Below are 20,696 nucleotides of genomic sequence, written 5' to 3' on the forward strand. Positions count from 1 at the left end.
GGATTAGCTGAAATAAGTATGAATACCAGCTGTTCGGGGATGAATAGCTGGTATTCCCTCACGACAGGGAGAAGTTATGAAAAAGACAGGACTGGCTCTGGCCACCTTATTTTTTGAGCTTCTCGACTATGGCTGGTCTCAGTCGACGAAACTTACCGGAAGCCGGTATCCTGTTGCTTTTCCAGATATAATCGCCTGCCAGATTGATGTGCTCCCAGACTAACGGCGACAAATGCGACAGCAGCTGCTCGTTGATCTTCAGACCTTTACGCTTCAGGGCATCGACCGCTCTTTCCATATACACAGTATTCTACAGGAAGATCGCTGCCGTCAGCAGCGTCAGTCCGCTGGCGCGATAGCTCTGATTTTCTGGCTTTCGGTCCCTAATTTCCCCCAGACGGGGCATGAATATCGCACGCGCCAGCGCGTTACGGACTTCACCTTTATTCAGCCCCGCCTATATCCGCCGACGCAGTGCAGGATCGCGGAACCAGTCCAGCATAAACAGCGTTCGCTCAATGCAGCCAATTTCTCTCAGCGCTTTTGCCAGGCCATTTTGTTTGGGGTCGCTGGCCAGTTTTTTCAGCATCAGGGATGCCGTTACGGTTCCCTACTTTATCGAGGTCGCCAGACGCAGCACCTAACGCCTGTGAATCTCGATCTCTTTCAGTTCAGACTGGTCGTGGATATCAGCAACTGAAGCGCCGGGTATTGATCCGCTTTCCCTTTGATAAACAGCTCTTTATCGTGGAAGTCCTGAATTCGTGGACAGAACACAAATCCCAGCAGATGCATCAGGGCAAGACATGATCGGTGAAACCCGCTTTACCGGTGTAATGCTCCCTGATTTCCAGGAAGTTTTCGTGGCACAACAGGAGGTGTGGAAACGCAGGCCCAGGCTGCATGGCTGAAAGCCCACGGCGTGAAATACGCCCAGGGCTGGTTATACAGCAAAGCCCTGACGAGCAGGGCTTTTATGCGCTGGTGTGAAATGCGCTGCGTTACGGCTGATTGAGATAGAGACGACGCAGGTAATGCGGCACGGCGTCATCGGCATTGCTGCCAATCACTTCCAGCTCAGGGTGGGAATCTTTCAGGCGCTGATGCGCGTTTTCCATGATGCAGCCCTTGCCCGCCATTGAGAGCATCTCGGCATCATTCATACCGTCGCCAAAGGCGATACAGTCCTGCAAACCGTAACCCATCATCTTCGCCACGGCTTCCAGCGCGTGCCCTTTTGACACGCCGCCCGCCATCACCTCCAGGCAGGTCAACGTTGAGAAGCTCACGTTCACCCTGTCGCCCCAGCGTGCATTGATGGCCTGCTCAAGCGGCAGAAGCACCTCATGGTCTGGCGAAGTGAAGAAAACTTTGCTGACGCCCTCGGCTTCCAGCAGGCCTGGCTCGTACAGCTCGTAGTTGAACACCGCTTCCTTGAAGAAACGCATCTCTTCCGGACGATGGCGGTTCATAAACCATTCGTCGTTGCGATAAACGTTGGTCACGATATCCGGACTGTTATGCACCACGCCGAAGAGATCGGTAGCGATATCGGAATCGAGGTTATGGGCAAACACCAGATTGCCATCAGTGTCGTGCACGCGGGCACCGTTGGAGGTGATCATAAACGCCTTGATGCCAAGGCCGTCGCGGATCTGCCCAACGTCAATATGGTGGCGGCCAGTGGCGAACACAAAGTTCACACCTTTGGCGGTCAGCAGCTTCAGCGTTTCTTTGGTGTAGGGGGACAAACGATGGTCGGGATTAAGCAGCGTGCCATCTAAATCAGACGCAACAACCTGGTACATAGAAAATTTAACCTCTGGGTAAGAGCAACATTAATTATGTCGATCAAAAAACTCGACGATGGTCTGCAGCGCGACTGAGCGCATATCGTCCTTTTCAAAAAGGATCTCATGATAAGCACCTTGTATGACAAGCGGGCTGTCATCTTCGCAAGGGTGACCTGCGGCGGCGCGAAGCTCGCAATAGCGATTGTGCATGCGGTTATCCACAACCCGTTCTTCTTCCGCCTGAATCAGCAACGTGGGCGTGTCATCATCCGCAGCCCCGGCCAGGATCTGTTCCCCGGCAAGCACCCCTTCACGCACCCAGTGATACGTGGGCCCGCCGACGCGGATATACGGGTTATCCGCATAAAAACCCAGGTTGCGCCGATAGCGTTCCCGGCTGTGGGTCAGGACATTCAGGCCGAACGGCAGCGCATGCCAGCGCCCCGTGCCCATGGCGTAGCTTTCTCTTATCCGCTGATGGCCCTCAGCAAAATCAAGAATGTGCCGCACCATCCAGTCCGGCAGGCGCATGATGATACCGAACATTGGCGCACAAAGCGCGAGCGCATCGCACTGGTGAGGATTGCGCTGTGAGAAGAGTGTGGCAATAGCCCCGCCCATCGAGTGGCCCAGAATATAGCGTTTACGCCACGGGCCGGGCTCGACTTCCTGCTGCCAGAAGGCGGTGAGGTCATCAACGTAATCACTGAAATTCACGACGTGCCCGCGGTGGCTGTCGTCGAGCATACGGCCTGAGAGCCCCTGACCACGGTGATCGATAATGAGCACATCAAAGCCGCTGTGGAACAGATCGTATGCCAGCTCCGCGTACTTTACGTAGCTTTCGATCCGCCCGGGACAAACCACAATCACCCGGTCGTGGTTTTCAGCACGAAAGCGGACATAGCGTACCGGAACACTATCCACGCCTGTAAATTGTGCCTTTTCACGCTGGCGCCAGAAGGTATTCAGCGGCCCCATAGTGAACGCGGCATACGCGTTTTCTCTTGTTTTCCAGTCCATTTTCTGCCGAAACATCGGCTATCCACCCCTGCTTACCGCGGAAGATCGTATTTTAATTGGCTTCACTTACAGCGCCTGCACAATAGCGTATTGTGGCATAAAAACAGGCAATTCGGGAGTTTCACATGACCTTTGAGTGGTGGTTCGCTTATTTGCTGACGTCCATAATCTTAAGCCTTTCCCCCGGTTCCGGGGCCATTAATACCATGACCACCGCTATCAACCACGGCTATCGCGGCGCGGCGGCATCCATTGCCGGGCTGCAAACCGGGCTCGGCATTCACATCGTGCTGGTCGGCGTCGGGCTGGGTACGCTGTTCTCCCGCTCCGTGATGGCGTTTGAGGTGCTGAAATGGGCCGGTGCGGCGTACCTTATCTGGCTTGGCATTCAGCAGTGGCGCGCGGCAGGCGCAATCGATCTCAATGCCGTCGCGAAGACTCAGACGCGCGGGCATCTTTTTAAACGTGCAGTGTTTGTGAATCTGACCAACCCGAAAAGCATCGTGTTTCTGGCCGCCCTTTTCCCACAGTTTATCGTGCCGCATCAGCCTCAGGTGATGCAGTACGTGGTGCTTGGTGTGACGACTATCGTGGTCGATATCATCGTAATGATTGGCTACGCGACGCTGGCGACGAGGATTGCAGGCTGGATCAAAGGGCCTCGTCAGATGAAGGCCCTGAATAGAGTGTTCGGTTCGCTGTTTATGCTGGTTGGCGCGCTGTTAGCTTCCGCGCGCCATGCCTGATTAGCGCGAGATAATAAGGTGGATACCGAACCCGGCAAACAGGGTACCGGCCACGCCATCAATCCATTTGGCCATACGCTGATAGCCGCGGCGCATGGCTGGCATTGCAAACAGGCTCGCCACCACGGTAAACCACGCAAAGGTTTCCACGATAATCAGCAGGAAAATACCCCAGCGCTCTGCGCCGCCGATGTCGTCTCCGACGAACAGGGAAAATACCGAACCGAAATAGATAATCGCTTTTGGGTTGGCGAGGTTGGTCAGCAGCCCTTTCAGGAAACTCTTGCCGCCCTGCGCCAGCTCCACTTCCGGGGCTTCCGCAGGCGCTTCGCTTTTCTTCAGCGCACCGCGCAGCATCTGATAGCCCATCCAGCACAGGTACAGGCCACCGCCAACCATAATGATGTTATGCAGCCAGGCCATTTTTTCGAGGATAAGGTGTAAACCGAGCAGCGCCACGCCCGCCCAGACCATGACGCCTGCGGTAATGCCGAGCACGCCCATCATCGCCTCTTTACGGGAGCGGCTGACGGCGGTTTGCGACACAAAGAAAAAGTCCGGGCCCGGGCTCATCAGCGCAATCAGATGCACCATCGCCACGGTGAGAAAAAGCATCAGCATAGAAATAACTCGCGGGAGAATGATTCAGTGAGTGATTATCCTGACACCTTTTTGTTCGCTTGACTACTCTTCATCATCCCCGTCGACATGCGAGCGAATCAGCGCGAGAAACTCCTGCCCGAAGCGCTCCAGTTTACGCACGCCTACGCCGTTGACGCTGAGCATTTCGCCCGGGCTGGTCGGCATCTGTTCGGCCATCTCGATGAGCGTGGCGTCGTTAAACACCACGTAAGGCGGAATGTTTTCTTCGTCGGCGATGACTTTTCGCAGCTTGCGCAGTTTGGCAAACAGCTTACGGTCATAATTGCCGCCGTAGGATTTCTGCGCCACGCGAGGCTTGAGCGCCAGCACGCGCGGCACGGCCAGCTGTAAAGGTGTTTCAGCGCGTAAAACAGGACGCGCGGCTTCGGTGAGCTGCAGCGCCGAATGCATCGCAATGTTCTGCGTCGCAAAGCCAAGGTGAATCAGTTGGCGGATCACGCTCACCCAGTGTTCGTGAGTTTTATCGCGCCCCATTCCGTAGACCTTGAGTTTGTCGTGGCCCATTTCACGGATACGCTGGTTATTCGCCCCGCGCAACACTTCCACCACGTAGCCCATCCCAAAACGCTGGTTGACGCGGCCAATCGTTGAAAGTGCTATTTGCGCGTCGTTCACGCCGTCATACTGCTTCGGCGGATCGAGACAGATATCGCAGTTGCCGCAAGGCTCCTGACGCCCTTCACCGAAGTAGTTCAGCAGCACCAGACGGCGGCAGGTTTGCGCTTCGGCAAACGCGCCCATCGCATTGAGCTTATGTCGCTCAATGTCCTGCAACTGGCCGGCAGGCTTTTCTTCGAGACAGCGGCGCAACCACGCCATATCGGCCGGATCGTAAAACAGCATCGCTTCAGCGGGCAGGCCGTCACGCCCGGCGCGGCCCGTTTCCTGGTAGTAGGATTCGATATTGCGTGGAATGTCGAAGTGCACCACGAAGCGCACGTTTGGTTTGTTGATGCCCATGCCGAAGGCCACGGTTGCGACCACGATTTGCAGATCGTCGCGCTGGAAGCGCTCCTGCACGTCCGCGCGAAGGTTGCTCTCCAGCCCGGCGTGGTACGCGCCCGCGCTGATTCCACGGCTTTGCAAACGCGCTGCGGTGTCTTCCACCTTCGCGCGGCTGTTGCAGTAAATAATGCCGGACTTGCCGCGCTGCTCCTGAACGTAACGCATCAGCTGGTCGAGAGGCTTAAATTTCTCCATCAGCATGTAGCGGATGTTCGGGCGGTCAAAGCTGCTTATCTGAATCAGCGGATCGTTGAGGCCGAGCAGACGGACGATGTCGCTGCGGGTGGTGTCGTCGGCGGTAGCGGTGAGCGCCATAAACGGCAGCGTCGGGAAGCGCTGGCGCAGCTGGCCAAGGGCGGCATATTCAGGGCGGAAATCGTGGCCCCACTGGGAGATACAGTGCGCCTCATCGACCGCCAGCATCACCGGGTTCCAGTGGCTGAGGTTGTCGAGGAAGTTATCGAGCATCAGGCGCTCAGGAGCGATATACAGCAGGCGGATTTTGCCGGTGCGACAGCCCGCCATCACGTCCTGCTGCTGTTCGCGAGTCTGAGTCGAGTTAAGACAGGCCGCCGCCACGCCGTTCGCAAGCAGCTGGTCGACCTGGTCTTTCATCAGAGAAATCAGCGGTGAGACGACCACCGTGAGGCCATCAAGCACCAGCGCGGGGATCTGATAGCACAGGGATTTCCCGCCGCCGGTCGGCATCACCACCAGACAATCGCGTCCTTCGAGCACCGTCTCGATGATGGTTTCCTGACCCGGGCGGAACTGCTGGTAGCCGAAGGTTTCCTGCAAAACCTGCTTTGCCAGCGTTACCTGATTGATCACTTCCGCCTGCGTCACGCTCACCCCTACCCTGAAATAAAAACAGGCGCTATTTTCAGCGCCTGAGAGTCAGAGTGCAACGATTAAAACAGATCGTTAAGCATTACGCCGACGCCAACGCGGGTCTGGTTGAAGTTGTAATCAATCAGAGATTCGCCGTAGCCGCTGTAGACCTGAGTATAAAGACGCATATGTTTGGTCACCGGATAGCTGATGCCAAGCTCAGCGCCGCCGTAGCCGGTATTCCAGTTATACTGCCCTTTGGCGCTCAGCACCGCATCGCCCAGCTGGTAGCCAATTTTCAGCTGGTAGTAGCCCATGTATTTGGTGATATCCGGGTTGTCGTCGGTGTCGCCAATCACAAACCACGGCTTCACTTCGACCATCATGTTGCCATTTTGCGCCATCAGGCGAGTGTACATGCGGTTCCAGCTGCGTGAAGTCGGGTCTGAGCGTCCGTTGGAGTCGTGGTTATAGCCGACCTCCACATCGCGTAACGTCCAGTCGCCAAGACGGTAGTCGGTCGCAAACCCGACGAACACCTGCGGCTCGTAGTTGGTTTCGCGGAAGGGGGAAGATTCCCCGGTGTTGGAAAGCTGCCACCAGGATTTTTGCGTGTAGGACGCACCAAAGACGGAGTTATCACCAAAGATCCCACGCCAGATGGGGAACGCCAGGCTGAGCTGATATTTCACCTCATCCTTACGCGCGTTGTCCGCCCAGTTATAGGTCTGGATCGCTTCTTTGTTGATGTCGCTGCTCCAGGTATAGAGCAGGTAGTTGGTGTCATATGGATAGAGCGTGAACGGGTTGTCGTGCTCCTGTAACAGGTTAGCGATGATGCTGCCGCGCACGGCGGGCGTATCATGCACGTCCTTGATTGTTGCTTCCTTCGCGTAAACGCTAAGCGGCAGCCCTGCCACCGCCAGTAACCAACCCAGCCTGGTTCGCATCACGATGTTCTCCTGAGAAATTTTTTTATTAAGATTTATGCTGGGCGTCATTCTACATACTTATCGGCATCTTGAGCGGTAATCGTTTCTGAAAGTAGCAATCAACATTTCATAGGCATAAAATCAACATTTCATTAACCAATGGACAGGTTGCTATGTCGAAAGAATTGACCGCCGAAGAAGCGCTAAAACTGGTCGGTGATATTTTTGTGTACCATATGCCCTTCAACCGCGCGCTGGGGCTCGAACTGGAGCGCTACGAAAAAGCCTTCGCCCAGCTCAGCTTTAACAATCAGCCGATGATGGTTGGCAACTGGGCCCAGAGTATTCTGCACGGTGGCGTGATCGCCTCCGCGCTGGACGTAGCCGCAGGCCTGGTCTGCGTGGGCAGCACGCTCACCCGCCACGAGACGATCAATGAAGATGAACTGCGCCAGCGCCTGTCGCGGATGGGCACCATCGATCTACGCGTCGACTACCTTCGCCCCGGTCGGGGAAACCGCTTTACGGCCACCGCCAGCCTGCTGCGCGCGGGTAACAAAGTTGCGGTAGCGCGAGTCGAGTTACATAACGAAGAGCAGCTCTATATTGCCAGCGCAACCGCCACTTATATGGTGGGTTGAGGGCAGAAAATCGGGTAACATCGGTTTACTTTTTTGTAACGGATTTTCCCATGGATGCTAAACAGACGCGGCAGGGCGTGCTTCTCGCCCTGGCCGCTTATTTTATTTGGGGCGTGGCACCAGCGTACTTCAAGGTGATCCACTACGTGCCTGCCGATGAGATCCTGACCCACCGTATCATCTGGTCATTTTTCTTTATGATTGCGCTGATCTCCATCAGCCGTCAGTGGAGCGGGATCAAACGCCTCTGCCAGACGCCCAAAAAAATCCTGATGCTGGCCGTTTCCGCGGTGCTGATTGGCGGCAACTGGCTGCTGTTTATCTGGGCTGTTAACAATCAGCATATGCTCGAAGCCAGCCTCGGCTACTTTATTAACCCGCTGGTTAACGTCGTACTGGGGATGATTTTCCTCGGCGAGCGCTTCCGCCGTATGCAATGGCTGGCGGTGATCCTGGCAGCCTGTGGCGTACTGGTGCAGCTCTGGACGTTCGGCTCACTGCCGGTCATCGCGCTGGGCCTGGCCTTCAGCTTCGCATTCTACGGCCTGGCGCGTAAAAAAATCGCCGTCGATGCGCAGACCGGGATGCTGGTCGAAACGCTGTGGCTGCTGCCGGTGGCAGCGATTTACCTGTTCGGCATTGCCGACAGCGCCACCAGCCATATGGGGCAAAACCCGTGGTCGCTGAATCTGCTGCTGATGGCGGCAGGCGTGGTCACCACCATCCCGCTGCTGTGCTTTACCGGTGCGGCAACTCGCCTGCGGCTTTCCACGCTGGGCTTCTTCCAGTACATCGGCCCAACGCTGATGTTCCTGCTGGCGATCGTGTTCTACGGAGAAACCCCGGGCGCGGATAAAATGATCACTTTCGCCTTCATCTGGGTCGCTCTGGCCGTATTTGTGATGGATGCAATTTATACCCTGCGCCGCACGCCAAAAGGCTGACATCTCAGGCTTTGCCGGTTTCCGGCAAAGCTCTTCCGGTAAAATTCTTTGTGATTTCAACCGGCTTCTCACATCTTCAGGGCATGTGCTCTTAACGATATGAAAGCCGGATGCAGCTCCCCAATACTGATAAACGCGCCGCCTGGCTTGATGACGAACAGCGGCAGACCGTGCGGCTCCTCGCCAGAGGCTGGCTGTGGCGCAGCGAACTGCCCACCTGGCTGTTGATGGGCGTAATTTACGGCGGCTGGTTTACGACGGTTACGTATCACGCCACGCTGGGGCTTTTTGCCTCGACCACGCTGCTTATCTTCTTCACCACCTGGTATATGTCTTTCCAGCACGAGCTGATTCACGGGCACCCAACGCGCTGGCCGCGCGTCAATCAGCTGTTTGGCCTTTTGCCGCTGGCAGTGTGGTATCCCTTTGGCCTCTATCGCGATTCTCATCTTGCCCACCATCGCAATCAGCTGTTAACCGTTCCGGGCAAAGATCCTGAAACTTATTACTTTTCTGCCGAACGCTGGCAGCGGTTCAGCGAGTGGCAGCAGCGTGTTATTCACCTGCGGAACACTTTTCCGGGCCGCCTGCTGTTGGCCCCGCTGCTGGATATTTTTGGCGTGCTGGCGGGCATGGCAACCTCCTTCCGGCAAGGGGAGCGACGCGCGATAGCGATGTGGCTGGTGCATTTCTCACTGCTGGGGCTGATGTGCGCCTGGCTGGCACAAAAGGAGTTTTCCGTTCTCTGGTATCTGCTGGCGGTCAGCTACCCGGCGCTGGCTATGACCAAAGTGCGCTCGTTTCTGGAACACCGTGCAGCGGAAGATCCGCTGGCCCGATCGGCCATCACCGAAACCTCGCTGCTCTGGCGTCTGCTGTTTCTCAATCTGAACTATCATTCGGTACATCACGATTTGCCCGGCGTGCCGTGGTACGGCCTGCGTAAAGTGTGGCTGCGCGATAAAGCACGCTACGCCACGCGCAATCAGGGTTTCGTGGTAAAAGGCTATCGCGAATGGTGGCGCAATTATCGGTTCCGGCCGGTGGACGTCACCGTTCATCCGGCAAGCGGCGGGGGAGAACAGCATGAGCGCTAATATTGCCTTTCCGATGTACGACATTCAGCCTGCCGCCACCGATGCGCTGGCGAAAGCCGTTCAGCGCTATTTTCCCGGCGCACGCTTTCAGCGTCCGGCCGATCTGCTTTCACACTGGCGTGATGACGATTTACTGCTGAGTCAGACCTGCGGCTATCCGCTGGTCACGCTGCTGCCGGACGTTCAGGTCGTTGGGCAGTTTCACTACACGGCTCCGGGCTGTGAAGCGGGAAACTACCGCAGCACGCTGATGGCGAGGCGGGAAGATGCCGGGCAATCGCTGGCCGATTTTCGCGGGCGAATTGCTGCTGCAAACTCACCTGATTCACAGTCGGGCTATCATGCGCTGCGCAACAGCACCGGCCACGACGATGCGCATTTTCGCTCAATTGTCTGGAGCGGCAGCCATCGCCACTCGCTGGCTTTGCTGCAAAACGGCACTGCGGATCTTGCCGCTATCGACTGCGTCAGCCTGGCGCTTTTTGAACATTACATACCGCAGGCGCTTACTGGCCTGAAGGCGATCGGTGAAACGGCGTTAACGCCGGGCCTGCCACTGATAACCTCAAAGCACACCTCGGCAGAAACGCTGGCAGCGCTGCGAGAAGTTTTAGGCAAGCTGGCAGGAGAGAAGGCGATCGCGGAACCGTTGCTTATCGGCGGCTTCAGCGCTGCAAGCCGCCGTGATTACGACGTAATACTTAAAGCCAGTTCTTACGCTTGAAGTAGAGGTACGGGGCAAGGCCCGCGAGGATCATCACCACAATCGCCGCCGGGTAGCCGAAGCTGAAGTGCAGCTCGGGCATAAACTCAAAGTTCATCCCGTAGCTTGAAGCCACAAGCGTCGGCGGCAGGAACACCACCGAGACCACCGAGAAGATCTTGATGATGCGGTTCTGCTCAATGTTGATAAAGCCCATCGCCGCCTGCATCAGGAAGTTCACCTTCTGGAACAGGGATTCGTTGTGCGGCAGCAGAGATTCGATATCTCGCAGGATTTCACGCGCCTGCTCCAGCTGAACGGCCGGTAAACGCGCTTTGCGCACCAGGAAGTTCAGCGCTCGCTGGGTATCCATCAGACATAAACGCACCTTCCAGCCGATATCTTCCAGCTCCGCCAGGGTGGAGAGCGCTTCATCGTACTCATCGCCCTGATGGCCTTCCATGATCACCCGACTCAGCTTTTCCAGATCGCTGTAGATGTTTTCGATTTCATCCGCCAGCTGTTCGATTTTGGTTTCGAACAAATCGAGCAGCAGCTCAAACGCGTTGCCGTCCACCATCTCCTGGTTGCGGGAACGCATGCGATACAGGCGAAACGCGGGCAGTTCGCGCTCGCGCAGGGTGAACAGACGGCCTTCGCGAATGGTGAACGCCACGGTAGAGTTCCCCGCGTGATCGTCCGCATCTTCAAAGAAGAAGAAGGAGTGAATATGCAAACCGTCTTCGTCTTCAAAGAAACGAGCGGACGCTTCGATGTCTTCCAGTTCAGGGCGTGTTGCCAGGTTCTGACCGAGCTCTGTCTGTACGCGGTTACGTTCTTCATCGTCCGGCTCCACCAAATCGACCCACACCGAGGTGGCGAGGTGCTTGATGTCATCGGACTCAAGACGCGTTAAGCGGTTGTTTTCCAGTTGAAATGCGCTCAGCATGACCGGGACTCCCAATGCAAAAAATGATCGGACGGTACGTTGGGCACACAGAAACAATGGGGGTTTCAGACCATTAAGCCTGACTCAGTGCGACGGGAAAAACGCGTGTCGCTGACAACCTCTAAGGCCATCAGCGTTGGGTGATAGCCTTAGGAGTTGTTCCTGGATTGCAGGAAGTTGAGCCAGCATCTACTGGGTGTGTCCAAGGTATCAGTCCTCTTAGCGTAATCGTGGGCGCATGTTACGCCAGCCTAAATGAAGCGTCAACACGCAACGAAACGCCAGAGAGTTTTTCCTCCCCTCTGGCCAGTAAGATTAGCAGAACGTTGCAAATTTATGATGAATTTCTGAAAGTTACGCGTTTTCGAGACGGGCGTAGGCGGCGACCAGCCATTTGATCCCCTGCCCCTGAAACGCCACCTGCAAACGGCTGTGCTCACCGCTGCCTTCCAGATTGACGATGGTGCCTTCGCCAAATTTCGGGTGCCGTACGCGCTGGCCCAGCTTGTAGCCGGTGTCGTTTTCCGCCATCGGTGTGCCCATTCGCTGATGGCTAACCGGGCGGCTCACCGTAGCGCGAAGGCGGACTTCCTCGACGCAGGCTTCCGGCAGCTCGCCGATAAAGCGTGACGGACGGTGATACACTTCTTTGCCGTAAAGGCGGCGGGTTTCTGCGTAGGTCAGCGTCAGCTTCTGCATCGCACGCGTCACGCCGACGTAGGCCAGACGGCGCTCTTCTTCCAGGCGCCCGCCCTCATCCAACGACATCTGGCTCGGGAACATGCCTTCTTCCATGCCAACGATAAACACCTGCGGGAACTCCAGCCCTTTCGCCGAGTGCAGCGTCATCAGCTGAACCGCGTCCTGCCAGGTGTCCGCCTGCCCTTCGCCCGCTTCCAGCGCCGCGTGGGACAGGAACGCCTGCAGAGGCATCAGGTCTTCTTCTTCATCGTTGTAGCTGAACTGGCGCGTCGCCGTCACCAGTTCCTCTAAGTTTTCAATACGGGTCTGGCCTTTTTCACCCTTCTCCTGCTCGTACATCATGAACAGGCCGGAATCTTTGATTACGCGGTCAGTCTGCACGTGCAGCGGCATATCCGCCGTTTCCTGGGAAAGCGCTTCGATAAGCTCCATAAAGCGCTGTAACGCGCTGGCTGCACGCCCGGCAAGCGCCTTGTCTTTCAGCAGCTCACGGCAGGCCTGCCACAGCGTCAGCTGGCGATCGCGCGAAGTCTGGCGCACCACGTCGAGCGTACGATCGCCAATACCGCGCGTTGGCGTGTTGACCACGCGCTCAAACGCGGCGTCGTCGTTGCGGTTGGCAATCAGGCGCAGGTAGGCGAGCGCATCCTTGATTTCCTGACGTTCGAAGAAGCGCATACCGCCGTAGATGCGATACGGCATGCTGACCTGCAGCAGTGCCTCTTCCAGCACGCGCGACTGGGCGTTGCTGCGGTAGAGAATGGCGCACTGTTCCAGCGCGCCGCCGTTGTCCTGCCAGGTTTTGATGCGGTTGACCACGAAGCGGGCTTCGTCGAGTTCGTTGAAAGCGCAGTAGAGTGAAATGGGCTCACCGTCAACGCCGTCAGTCCACAGCTTTTTGCCCAGTCGCCCGTTGTTGTTTTCAATCAGGGCGTTAGCAGCGCTAAGGATGTTGCTGGTTGAGCGGTAGTTCTGCTCAAGACGAATAGTTTCCGCACCGGGGAAATCATTGAGGAAGCGCTGGATGTTTTCCACCTGCGCGCCGCGCCAGCCGTAAATGGACTGATCGTCATCACCGACGATCATCACCTTGCCGGTGTCGCCCGCCAGCATGCGGATCCAGGCGTACTGAATGTTGTTGGTATCCTGGAATTCGTCGACGAGAATATTGGTGAAGCGTTCGCGGTAGTGCTGAAGGATATGCGGCTTATTGAGCCACAGCTCGTGCGCGCGCAGCAACAGCTCGGCGAAATCCACCAGCCCTGCGCGATCGCACGCCTCCTGGTAAGCCTTATAAATACTCTGCCAGGTCTGTTCGACCGGATTGCCGAAGCTCTGAATATGATGCGGACGCAGGCCTTCATCTTTCTGGCCGTTGATGTACCACATTGCCTGCCGTGCGGGCCACTGCTTCTCATCAAGGTTCATCGCCTTCATCAGGCGCTTCAGCAAACGCAGCTGATCTTCGCTGTCGAGGATCTGGAAATCCTGCGGCAGGCTGGCATCCAGATGGTGCGCACGCAGCAGGCGGTGCGCCAGCCCGTGGAAGGTGCCCACCCACATGCCGCCCTGTGACGAGCCCATCAGCTGCGCGATACGGTGACGCATTTCCGCCGCTGCTTTGTTGGTAAACGTCACCGCCATGATCGAATACGGCGAGCAGTTCTCCACGCTCTGTAGCCAGGCGATGCGGTGAACCAGCACGCGCGTCTTACCACTGCCCGCCCCTGCCAGCACCAGCAGGTTAGTGCGTTTAGCCGCCACGGCTTCGCGCTGTTTGTCATTAAGGCTGTCGAGCAGGTAAGAAACGTCCATTGGCACCGCCGGGTTGAAATAGGGTAAACAGCGGAACGCCCGGTGGCGCTTCGCTTACCGGGCCTACGCGATTGTAGGGCGGATAAGCTTGTGCGCCTCCGCCAAAACCCTGGAATTTTATACAGAACTGCTGGTGATTATATCAGCGTGGTGAGGGATGCCAACCGTGAAATTTCGATGTGCGGCAGAAGGCGGCTGTCGCGGATTTGCATCAGATCGCCGTCGAGCAAATTGATCCAGCAGGCCTGCATCCCGCAGCGAACAGCACCGGCGACGTCCGTTGTCAGGTCATCACCGACGTGTAAAATCTGCGACAGCGGCACATCCAGTCGCTCTGCCGCCAGATGGTACATGTCGCTGAACGGCTTTGAGCGTCCATCCGGGCCCGCGCGCAGAACAAACTTAAAATAGTCGTTCAGGCCAAACAGTTCAGGCTGCGCGTTGCCGTTGGTGATCGCTACAAGCGGCCATTTTTCCGCGAGCTTCGCCAGCGCGTCGTGGGTTTCCTGCGGCACGTCAATGGCGCTGCGCCATTTGGCGAAGTTCGCCATCGCCGCGTTGACGCCCACGTCAGCTTCGCTGGCCGAAAGCCCGGCGTTGAGCATCGCCTGCTCCACCGCCCGGCGACGCCATTCGGTCACGTCGTGGTAAATTTCTGGCTCCGCCTGGCGCAGCGCATTGCGCAGTTGCTGAAAATCGCTGTTCTCAATCTCGCTCAGGGCGGGATGGTAGCTACGCACGAATGCCAGCAACTCTTTCTCCGTGCGGCGAATCACCTGGCGGTTATCGTAGAGCGTGTCGTCAAGATCGAACGTCAGGGCAGCTATCTGGCCCAATGGACGGTAAAAACGCATTATTTCCCCCGTTTTGCGCGTGGATGCGCTTTGTCGTACACCGAGGCAAGGTGTTGAAAATCAAGATGGGTATAGATTTGGGTGGTCGACAGATTAGCGTGACCGAGCAGCTCCTGCACGCCGCGCAGATCGCCGCTGGATTCCAGCATGTGCGTGGCAAAGGAGTGGCGCAATTTGTGCGGATTCACGTGGCTGTTCAGCCCTTGCTTGATGCCCCACTCCGCGAAGCGCTTCTGCACGTTACGCGCCGAAATACGCTTGCCGAGCTTCGATAAAAAGAGCGCGTCTTCTTCCGTGCCAAACAGCCCGCGCAAATCCAGCCAGTGCTCGATCCAGTGCACCGCATTGCGGCCAATTGGCAGGCGGCGCTCTTTGCTGCCCTTGCCCATCACCCACACTTCACCGGACTCCAGATCGAGATGCTTCAGATCCAGCCCAACCAGCTCCGATAAACGCAGGCCCGCGCCGTACATCACTTCCAGCATCGCGCGGTCGCGTACCGCCAGTGGGTCGTTGAGATCAATATCCAGCAGACGGTTCACGTCGTCGACGTCGATATTTTTCGGCAGATGGCGCGCGGCCTTCGGTGCAGAAACGGCTTTGGCCGGGTTCGCCGGAAGTTCGCCCTGGCTGACCAGCCAGTCAAAGAAGCTACGCAGGGCAGAAAGACGCAATGAGAGGCTTGCCGGGCTCAGGCCTTTACGGCGGCTGCGTACGGCGAAACTGCGAACGATAGCCACGTCGCATTGCTGCCAGCTCGTGACCCGCATCTCTTCGGCCAGTGCAATGATGGCATCAAGCTGGCGCTGATAGTTGAGTAAGGTGATCGGACTGAGCTGGCGTTCGACGCCGAGATAGCGCAGGAAGCGCGTGGTCGGTTCCGTCAGCGCTGCGGGCGTCATACGCGCTCGACCCAGCGTTCCAGCAAACCGGGCAGTAGCAGAGAGATTTCCTGCAAGAGATGCGTGCCCTGGCCCGCCTGATAGTGGTGCGCGTCGCGGCTGCTGAACAGCACCACGCCAAGATCGCCGTCGCTGCCGAGCATCGACATGGCAACGGAGCCAATCGCCTTCGCTTCCGGCATCATCACCAGCAGTTCCGGGCCGTTCAGCGAGCCAAGGAAATGCCGCTCATGCCCGAGGCGCTGGATGCGAATCGGTTCGAACGCCTGGCGGGATAGCGCCAGCTGAGTAAATTTTGACGGAGCGCCAATGCGCCAGCGATCGGCAAACAACCGCACGGTGGCGCCCGCAAGGCCAAGCTCACGTGCCCAGCGGTGAAAACGGTTGAGCATATCATCGAGGCTTTCGGCCGCCGCCAGACGCGTTTGCAGCTCCAGCAGACGGTAGAACAGGCTTTCGTTGGCCGTCGCCTGCTCCACCAACAGCGTCATGTTTTCTTCCAGCGCGTTAATGTGATTTCGCGCGCGCGCCATGTGCCATTCAACCAGTGATACCGTGCCGCGCACCGGGTGTGGAACACGCATGTGCTCCACTACCGGGGCGTTACGAATGAAAAATTCAGGATGTTGCAGCAGATAGTCGACGACCGCGCGGTCATCCAGCGCGTTCAGCTCCGTCAGTTGCTCTTCCCCTGGCTGTTTCATAAATGTATAAATCCGTCGTAGACGTGTGCCGCCGGGCCAGTCATATACAACGGTTGACCCGGTCCTTTCCAGGCGATATCAAGACGCCCGCCTGGCAATTCCACGCGTACCTCTTCGGCCAGCAAGCCTTGCTGAATTCCGACCGCCACCGCCGCACATGCGCCGCTGCCGCAAGCCTGGGTTTCCCCTGCGCCTCGTTCATAAACGCGCAAGCGGATGTGATTGCGGTTCACCACCTGCATAAACCCGATATTGGCACGCTCCGAAAAACGCTCATGGCTTTCCAGAACCGGTCCTAATGTTTCTACCGCAGCGGTATCGACATTATCGACCTGAATGACGCAGTGCGGGTTGCCCATAGAAACTACGCCGCACAATACTGTCTGCTCAGCCGCACGCATAATATAGGTCTTTTCCGCTTTGTTGGCGCGGAACGGTACCTGTGAAGGCTCAAAGTTGGGCTCGCCCATATTCACCCGCACCAGGTCGTCATCCGTTACGCTTAATACCATGCGCCCGTTGGCGGTACTGACGCGAATATCACGTTTATTGGTCAGGCCTTTGATACGCACAAAGCGTGCGAAGCAGCGTGCACCGTTGCCGCACTGGGACACTTCGCTGCCGTCGGCATTGAAGATGCGGTAATGAAAATCGAGGTCGGGATCGTACGGCGGCTCCACCACCAGCAGTTGATCAAAACCCACGCCCAGATGCCGATCGGCCAGACGGCGGATCAGATCCGGAGAAAAGAATACATTCTGCGTTACCGCATCGACGACCATGAAATCGTTGCCCAGGCCGTGCATTTTAGAGAACTGCATCATTGATTCCACCCACGCAGAAATAGGGCTCAGGGATCAGTAGTTCACCTGAGTCGGGCCACCGTTATCACCCCGATCGTTACGGGTCGGTTCGGTGCTCTGGGTACCAGGATTGACCGGTTGCGTCGGCGGCGCGGCCGTTTTATCGGCCGGCGGGAAATAGAGCGGCCCCTTCAGGCCACACCCTGAAAGGGTCGTTAACGCAGCCAAAAGGATCAGCGGTCGAAAGAGGTTGTTCATGCTTAGAGTGCCTGTGGTTGATGCTTTCTGCTTTCTATCATCGCAGGAGAAGACGTAAAAGCAAGCGTTTAGCACCGGACTGCAACGGGAATTGTTTCGCGTTATACTGCCGCCATCACCTGATAACGGAAAAGAACAATGAACGACAGTGAATTTCATCGCCTTGCAGACCAGCTGTGGATGACCATCGAAGAAAGCCTCGATAGCTGGGACGGCGACAGCGATATCGATTGTGAGATCAACGGCGGCGTGCTGACGCTAAGCTTTGAAAACGGCAGCAAAATCATTATTAACCGTCAGGAACCGCTGCATCAGGTGTGGCTTGCCACCCGGCAAGGTGGCTATCACTTTGATCTGAAAGATGACGAATGGATTTGCGATCGCAGCGGGGAGACATTCTGGGATTTGCTGGAGCAGGCGGCAACGGCGCAGGCCGGTGAAGACGTGAGTTTCAATTAAATCGGAATTGCCGGGCGGCACGTTGTTAGCCCGGCCTACGGCCATGATGCCAGACCCGGTAAGCGCAGCGCCACCGGGCATAATTTTTAAGAGAAATACTGCTGCAATAGCGGGGCCGCAGCATCCTGGTTGGCTGGCGCAACGGCAGCAATGGCCTGCGTACGGAACGGAATGACCTGAGCGCGGTTGTCCACTTTCACAATCTGATAGAACTGCGGCAGGTTGAAGTTGATAAAGCTTGAGCCGTAGGTAAAGCGGTCGTGCGACGAGGAGTAGAAACGACTCACATCGCGCACCAGCTCTTCTTTACTGCCTTCGCAGTGATGGTAAATCTCCGCCCGGTTGCTCTCATCCAGAATATAGATGTTAAAGCCGTTGTCATCGCTGGTGTCTTCAAAGAAGAACTGAATGATCCCTTCGCTGGCAAAACCATCCACTACCGGCGGCAGCTGCACTTGATTGGTTTCCACCTGCACCGACAAGCCGTGCAGTTTGTTATGGGAAATCGCGCCGTAAAACTCGATGGCATTTTCCAGCTTCTGCACTGAAACGTTGAGACGCTCGAAGAACAGTCCCCAGGTTTGCCCTGCCACGCGCAGCGCTTTGAAGCGCCCGGTTTCCTGACGCGTGCTGGAAAGACGCAGCTCAATACATTCTGAAACCAGCTGCTGCACGCGGGTACGAATCAGCCCGCGCAAGTGCTGGCTATAGCAGAATACGTCAACGCTGTCCGGCGGTGCGGCATCCTGATGCATTTTGCCGAGTATCGTTTTCAGCGCCTCAATCATGGCCTGCTCGCCGTTGAAGTGCAGCGTACGTACCTCATTCCACGAGTTGCGGTACAGCAGATCGACGCTGCCCACGAGGCAGTTTTGCTCTTCACCGAAGCTGAAGACGTCAAGCTTACGGAAATCAAAATGCACGACCTGATTGCGGAACGCCGCCGTCGGGTCATATTCAAGATTAACGATGATCGCCAGATGGCGGATTTCGCACGGGCTGTAGAGCGCTTTTGGCGTCGGTGCCGGCAATCGCAGCGGGAAGTGATGCGACACGTCAGCCACCATTTCCTGAAGCTTAGCCAGGTCGGCTACGCCGTTGCCCTTAATAAACAGGCGGGTGCGGGAAGTCAGCAGGCCGTTGAACCAGGCCCACGCCACCAGCTTATTAAGATAACGGTTATATTCGAGCGGCTGATGGCTGACGATCGATTCCATGTTTGGTGCACGGTTGTAAAGGTACCAGCCTGTGCGGTTGGCACGGCCCGGCGGCACATGGATAAAGGTCAGGTTCGGCTCGGAGAGATCCGGAGAAATCTGCGGGTTCACCAGCGTGACTTTGCCCGGCAGCGCTTCGAATGCAGCGTACAGCTTACGGGTCAGCACGCCGATATCCTGCGGGCTGGCGGAGACGCTAAGGTTGTTGCGACGCGCGAAGCGGATCAGATTGCGATAGCTCTGCATCATCGCGTCGAGCAGTTCGTTGTGCGCATCGCGTACTTCGTCAATCTTCCAGTTGGCGCGGTTGTCGAGCATCGACAATCGCTCTTCGCTCCAGCCCCACTCTTTCACCAGTTGACCGATAACTTCACGACGCCAGCCCACGCAGGCGCGCTCGCGGCTCAATTTTTCGCACACTTTCAGGTAGAAACAGCGGCGCACCAGATCCAGACGCGTGGTGTCATCAATCGCCTGCAGATAAGTCGTGACGCGTTCCAGCATCATGCAGTACGGGTCAAGACCGAATGAGACGATCTCGCCGTCGTGCAGACGCTGCTTGATGTCTTTCGCCAGCAGGCGGCTGTTCGGGTACTCCCAGGAATAGGCTTCGAGCAGCAGAGTTTTCAGCACCGCTTTGTACGGTGAGTCGATGCTCTTATACAGCTGCCACAGGCTCGCGCCGAAGTACTCTTCCGCGGAGAGCGTGCTCAATCCGCCAAGGTCGAGCCATTCATTCGGCGTCAGTACGCCCTGGGCGTAAAGCTTCATCACGTACTCGTCGTAATGCTCCTCTTCTTCGCACGGCACCATATTCCACAGAATACGTTTGCCCGCGAGGCGCACGGCGGTACGGTAAAATTCATCGAGGAGTAAAATGTGCTGCGTTGAGCCGCAGTCTTCACCGCCGAGGCTGCCGCTTTCGTTATGGCGGAAGCGGTTTTCGTCTATCAGGAAGAAACTGACTTCTACGCCGAGCGAGGCGGCCCAGCTCTCCAGCAGACTGCATTTGCGCTGTAGCAGCTGACGCTCTTCGTTATCCAGCCAGGCCTGATGACAGACCCAGATATCGAGATCGGAAGAACAGCTCTGGCCGACCGAAGAAGTACTGCCCATGGAGTAAACGCCGGTAATCGGCAGCTCGCCTTTGGCGGTGTCCTGACGCGGCATGCCGCGGTGCAGCTCCAGCTCATCAAGGTAGTGGCGTTGGGTTTCATCAGGCGTGTAGAGGCAAATGCCTTTGGGTACGTTACCGTCGAGGTAACCCGGCATCAGCGGATGATGGTAATGAAGCAATGTCGGCAGAAGACTATAGACCTGCTGGAAAGCCGGCCCCATGGCAGCAAGCGCGCGATCCACGCGCAGTTGATTGATGGCATCCAGTCTCTGTTTCAGTGTCTCAATATAGAGGTACAAGACGTATCGCCTGATGTTAAACCTGAGTATTGCGAAGGCGGTGCATGGCCTGGAATACGAAGGCTTTTAGAATTTCAACAAGAACCGCTACCGTCTGTCGCCATGATGGTGTTGGTGCGGGCTAACAAACGGTTTAAAACGTGATCAATTTAACACCTTGCCGTTTGACCGTAAAGAAAGTTGCGCTACTCATCAGTTTAGCACTGATTAACAGCTGTAAATTCTTTGACACGTCAAGC

The 20,696-nt window shown here is 56.8% G+C and carries 20 protein-coding genes and 2 pseudogenes; 7 read left to right on the forward strand and 15 right to left on the reverse strand.

Translation table 11 applies throughout. The features are described 5' to 3' along the window. Positions 1 to 106: 106 nt before the first annotated feature. Positions 107 to 875: pseudogene (locus AB1287_RS16725) on the reverse strand (Tn3 family transposase); the annotation flags it as partial. A 2-nt stretch (positions 876 to 877) separates the two neighbouring features. Between AB1287_RS16725 and AB1287_RS16730 the strand changes: the two are divergent. Next, a pseudogene (locus tag AB1287_RS16730) lies at positions 878 to 1,015 on the forward strand (EAL domain-containing protein); the annotation flags it as partial. Here the strand turns inward: AB1287_RS16730 and yigL are convergent. Next, entirely contained in the window at positions 1,002 to 1,808 is an 807-nt protein-coding gene (gene yigL, locus AB1287_RS16735) for a sugar/pyridoxal phosphate phosphatase YigL (protein WP_312628803.1), read from the reverse strand. The pseudogene AB1287_RS16730 and the gene yigL overlap by 14 nt on opposite strands. Positions 1,809 to 1,838: 30 nt before the next feature. Next, positions 1,839 to 2,831 carry a lysophospholipase L2 gene (gene pldB / locus AB1287_RS16740; RefSeq protein ID WP_435618491.1) on the reverse strand — a complete coding sequence of 331 codons (993 nt, stop codon included), beginning with the start codon at positions 2,829 to 2,831 and terminating at the stop codon, positions 1,839 to 1,841. Positions 2,832 to 2,941: 110 nt separating this feature from the next. On the opposite strand from pldB, the gene rhtB reads away from it, so the two are divergent. Continuing rightward, positions 2,942 to 3,562 carry a homoserine/homoserine lactone efflux protein gene (rhtB, locus tag AB1287_RS16745; protein WP_435618492.1) on the forward strand — a complete coding sequence of 207 codons (621 nt, stop codon included), beginning with the start codon at positions 2,942 to 2,944 and terminating at the stop codon, positions 3,560 to 3,562. On the opposite strand, the gene rhtC is transcribed toward rhtB, so the two are convergent. From rhtC to pldA, 3 genes are all read right to left on the reverse strand, one after another. After that, positions 3,563 to 4,183 (reverse strand): threonine export protein RhtC, encoded by a 621-nt coding sequence (rhtC, locus tag AB1287_RS16750; RefSeq protein ID WP_312628797.1) that lies wholly within the window; start codon positions 4,181 to 4,183, stop codon positions 3,563 to 3,565. Positions 4,184 to 4,246: 63 nt separating this feature from the next. Then, positions 4,247 to 6,076, reverse strand: a complete 1,830-nt coding sequence (recQ, locus tag AB1287_RS16755; protein WP_435618516.1) for an ATP-dependent DNA helicase RecQ — start codon at positions 6,074 to 6,076, stop codon at positions 4,247 to 4,249. A 65-nt stretch (positions 6,077 to 6,141) separates the two neighbouring features. Next, positions 6,142 to 7,011: a phospholipase A gene (pldA, locus tag AB1287_RS16760; RefSeq protein WP_312628843.1), complete on the reverse strand. Its 870-nt coding sequence runs from the start codon at positions 7,009 to 7,011 to the stop codon at positions 6,142 to 6,144. 155 nt (positions 7,012 to 7,166) lie between these two features. On the opposite strand from pldA, the gene yigI reads away from it, so the two are divergent. The 4 genes from yigI to AB1287_RS16780 all read left to right on the forward strand — a co-directional run bounded on the left by yigI (position 7,167) and on the right by AB1287_RS16780 (position 10,399). Continuing rightward, the gene (gene yigI / locus AB1287_RS16765; protein ID WP_312628796.1) at positions 7,167 to 7,634 is read left to right on the forward strand and encodes an acyl-CoA thioesterase YigI; all 468 of its coding nucleotides are present in this window, start codon (positions 7,167 to 7,169) and stop codon (positions 7,632 to 7,634) included. Between the two features lie 50 nt (positions 7,635 to 7,684). Further along, on the forward strand, positions 7,685 to 8,578 hold the full coding sequence (gene rarD, locus AB1287_RS16770) for an EamA family transporter RarD (protein WP_312628795.1): 894 nt from the start codon (positions 7,685 to 7,687) through the stop codon (positions 8,576 to 8,578). Between the two features lie 110 nt (positions 8,579 to 8,688). Beyond that, positions 8,689 to 9,675, forward strand: coding sequence for a fatty acid desaturase (locus tag AB1287_RS16775; RefSeq protein WP_435618493.1), 987 nt, complete (start codon positions 8,689 to 8,691; stop codon positions 9,673 to 9,675). Next, a complete protein-coding gene (locus tag AB1287_RS16780) occupies positions 9,665 to 10,399 on the forward strand; it encodes a phosphate/phosphite/phosphonate ABC transporter substrate-binding protein (RefSeq protein ID WP_435618494.1) in 735 nt (244 codons plus the stop codon). The genes AB1287_RS16775 and AB1287_RS16780 overlap by 11 nt, the downstream gene beginning before the upstream one ends. Here AB1287_RS16780 and corA read toward each other — a convergent pair. The 8 genes from corA to lptM all read right to left on the reverse strand — a co-directional run bounded on the left by corA (position 10,377) and on the right by lptM (position 17,365). After that, the gene (gene corA, locus AB1287_RS16785) at positions 10,377 to 11,327 is read right to left on the reverse strand and encodes a magnesium/cobalt transporter CorA (protein WP_312628790.1); all 951 of its coding nucleotides are present in this window, start codon (positions 11,325 to 11,327) and stop codon (positions 10,377 to 10,379) included. The genes AB1287_RS16780 and corA overlap by 23 nt on opposite strands. Positions 11,328 to 11,476: 149 nt before the next feature. After that, positions 11,477 to 11,533, reverse strand: a complete 57-nt coding sequence (gene ysgD, locus AB1287_RS16790) for a YsgD/CorL family protein (protein WP_366509402.1) — start codon at positions 11,531 to 11,533, stop codon at positions 11,477 to 11,479. 148 nt (positions 11,534 to 11,681) lie between these two features. Continuing rightward, positions 11,682 to 13,844, reverse strand: a complete 2,163-nt coding sequence (uvrD, locus tag AB1287_RS16795; protein ID WP_435618495.1) for a DNA helicase II — start codon at positions 13,842 to 13,844, stop codon at positions 11,682 to 11,684. A gap of 137 nt (positions 13,845 to 13,981) precedes the next feature. Beyond that, positions 13,982 to 14,698 carry a 5-amino-6-(5-phospho-D-ribitylamino)uracil phosphatase YigB gene (gene yigB / locus AB1287_RS16800; protein WP_435618496.1) on the reverse strand — a complete coding sequence of 239 codons (717 nt, stop codon included), beginning with the start codon at positions 14,696 to 14,698 and terminating at the stop codon, positions 13,982 to 13,984. Beyond that, positions 14,698 to 15,600, reverse strand: coding sequence for a tyrosine recombinase XerC (gene xerC / locus AB1287_RS16805; protein WP_435618497.1), 903 nt, complete (start codon positions 15,598 to 15,600; stop codon positions 14,698 to 14,700). The genes yigB and xerC overlap by 1 nt, the downstream gene beginning before the upstream one ends. Then, complete coding sequence (locus tag AB1287_RS16810; RefSeq protein ID WP_312628783.1) at positions 15,597 to 16,304, reverse strand: DUF484 domain-containing protein; 708 nt, start codon at positions 16,302 to 16,304, stop codon at positions 15,597 to 15,599. The genes xerC and AB1287_RS16810 overlap by 4 nt, the downstream gene beginning before the upstream one ends. Next, positions 16,301 to 17,125 carry a diaminopimelate epimerase gene (dapF, locus tag AB1287_RS16815; protein WP_435618517.1) on the reverse strand — a complete coding sequence of 275 codons (825 nt, stop codon included), beginning with the start codon at positions 17,123 to 17,125 and terminating at the stop codon, positions 16,301 to 16,303. Before dapF ends, AB1287_RS16810 begins: the two co-directional genes overlap by 4 nt. Before the next feature lie 36 nt (positions 17,126 to 17,161). After that, on the reverse strand, positions 17,162 to 17,365 hold the full coding sequence (lptM, locus tag AB1287_RS16820) for an LPS translocon maturation chaperone LptM (RefSeq protein WP_312628782.1): 204 nt from the start codon (positions 17,363 to 17,365) through the stop codon (positions 17,162 to 17,164). 138 nt (positions 17,366 to 17,503) lie between these two features. Here lptM and cyaY point away from each other — a divergent pair, with 138 nt between their 5' ends. Further along, positions 17,504 to 17,824, forward strand: a complete 321-nt coding sequence (gene cyaY / locus AB1287_RS16825) for an iron donor protein CyaY (protein ID WP_312628780.1) — start codon at positions 17,504 to 17,506, stop codon at positions 17,822 to 17,824. An 86-nt stretch (positions 17,825 to 17,910) separates the two neighbouring features. Here cyaY and cyaA read toward each other — a convergent pair whose 3' ends face one another. Next, a complete protein-coding gene (cyaA, locus tag AB1287_RS16830; protein ID WP_312628779.1) occupies positions 17,911 to 20,457 on the reverse strand; it encodes a class I adenylate cyclase in 2,547 nt (848 codons plus the stop codon). Positions 20,458 to 20,696 lie beyond the last annotated feature (239 nt).

It is taken from the genome of Scandinavium sp. UTDF21-P1B, from assembly GCF_040750395.1.
Taxonomy (GTDB): domain Bacteria; phylum Pseudomonadota; class Gammaproteobacteria; order Enterobacterales; family Enterobacteriaceae; genus Scandinavium.

Excerpts from the sequence above, each read along its gene's own strand:
- yigL (WP_312628803.1), bottom strand. The coding sequence starts at position 1,808 with ATGTACCAGGTTGTTGCGTCTGATTTAGATGGCACGCTGCTTAATCCC.
- pldB (WP_435618491.1), bottom strand. The coding sequence starts at position 2,831 with ATGTTTCGGCAGAAAATGGACTGGAAAACAAGAGAAAACGCGTATGCC.
- rhtB (WP_435618492.1), top strand. The coding sequence starts at position 2,942 with ATGACCTTTGAGTGGTGGTTCGCTTATTTGCTGACGTCCATAATCTTA.
- rhtC (WP_312628797.1), bottom strand. The coding sequence starts at position 4,183 with ATGCTGATGCTTTTTCTCACCGTGGCGATGGTGCATCTGATTGCGCTG.
- pldA (WP_312628843.1), bottom strand. The coding sequence starts at position 7,011 with ATGCGAACCAGGCTGGGTTGGTTACTGGCGGTGGCAGGGCTGCCGCTT.
- yigI (WP_312628796.1), top strand. The coding sequence starts at position 7,167 with ATGTCGAAAGAATTGACCGCCGAAGAAGCGCTAAAACTGGTCGGTGAT.
- rarD (WP_312628795.1), top strand. The coding sequence starts at position 7,685 with ATGGATGCTAAACAGACGCGGCAGGGCGTGCTTCTCGCCCTGGCCGCT.
- AB1287_RS16775 (WP_435618493.1), top strand. The coding sequence starts at position 8,689 with ATGCAGCTCCCCAATACTGATAAACGCGCCGCCTGGCTTGATGACGAA.
- AB1287_RS16780 (WP_435618494.1), top strand. The coding sequence starts at position 9,665 with ATGAGCGCTAATATTGCCTTTCCGATGTACGACATTCAGCCTGCCGCC.
- corA (WP_312628790.1), bottom strand. The coding sequence starts at position 11,327 with ATGCTGAGCGCATTTCAACTGGAAAACAACCGCTTAACGCGTCTTGAG.
- uvrD (WP_435618495.1), bottom strand. The coding sequence starts at position 13,844 with ATGGACGTTTCTTACCTGCTCGACAGCCTTAATGACAAACAGCGCGAA.
- yigB (WP_435618496.1), bottom strand. The coding sequence starts at position 14,698 with ATGCGTTTTTACCGTCCATTGGGCCAGATAGCTGCCCTGACGTTCGAT.
- xerC (WP_435618497.1), bottom strand. The coding sequence starts at position 15,600 with ATGACGCCCGCAGCGCTGACGGAACCGACCACGCGCTTCCTGCGCTAT.
- AB1287_RS16810 (WP_312628783.1), bottom strand. The coding sequence starts at position 16,304 with ATGAAACAGCCAGGGGAAGAGCAACTGACGGAGCTGAACGCGCTGGAT.
- dapF (WP_435618517.1), bottom strand. The coding sequence starts at position 17,125 with ATGCAGTTCTCTAAAATGCACGGCCTGGGCAACGATTTCATGGTCGTC.
- lptM (WP_312628782.1), bottom strand. The coding sequence starts at position 17,365 with ATGAACAACCTCTTTCGACCGCTGATCCTTTTGGCTGCGTTAACGACC.
- cyaY (WP_312628780.1), top strand. The coding sequence starts at position 17,504 with ATGAACGACAGTGAATTTCATCGCCTTGCAGACCAGCTGTGGATGACC.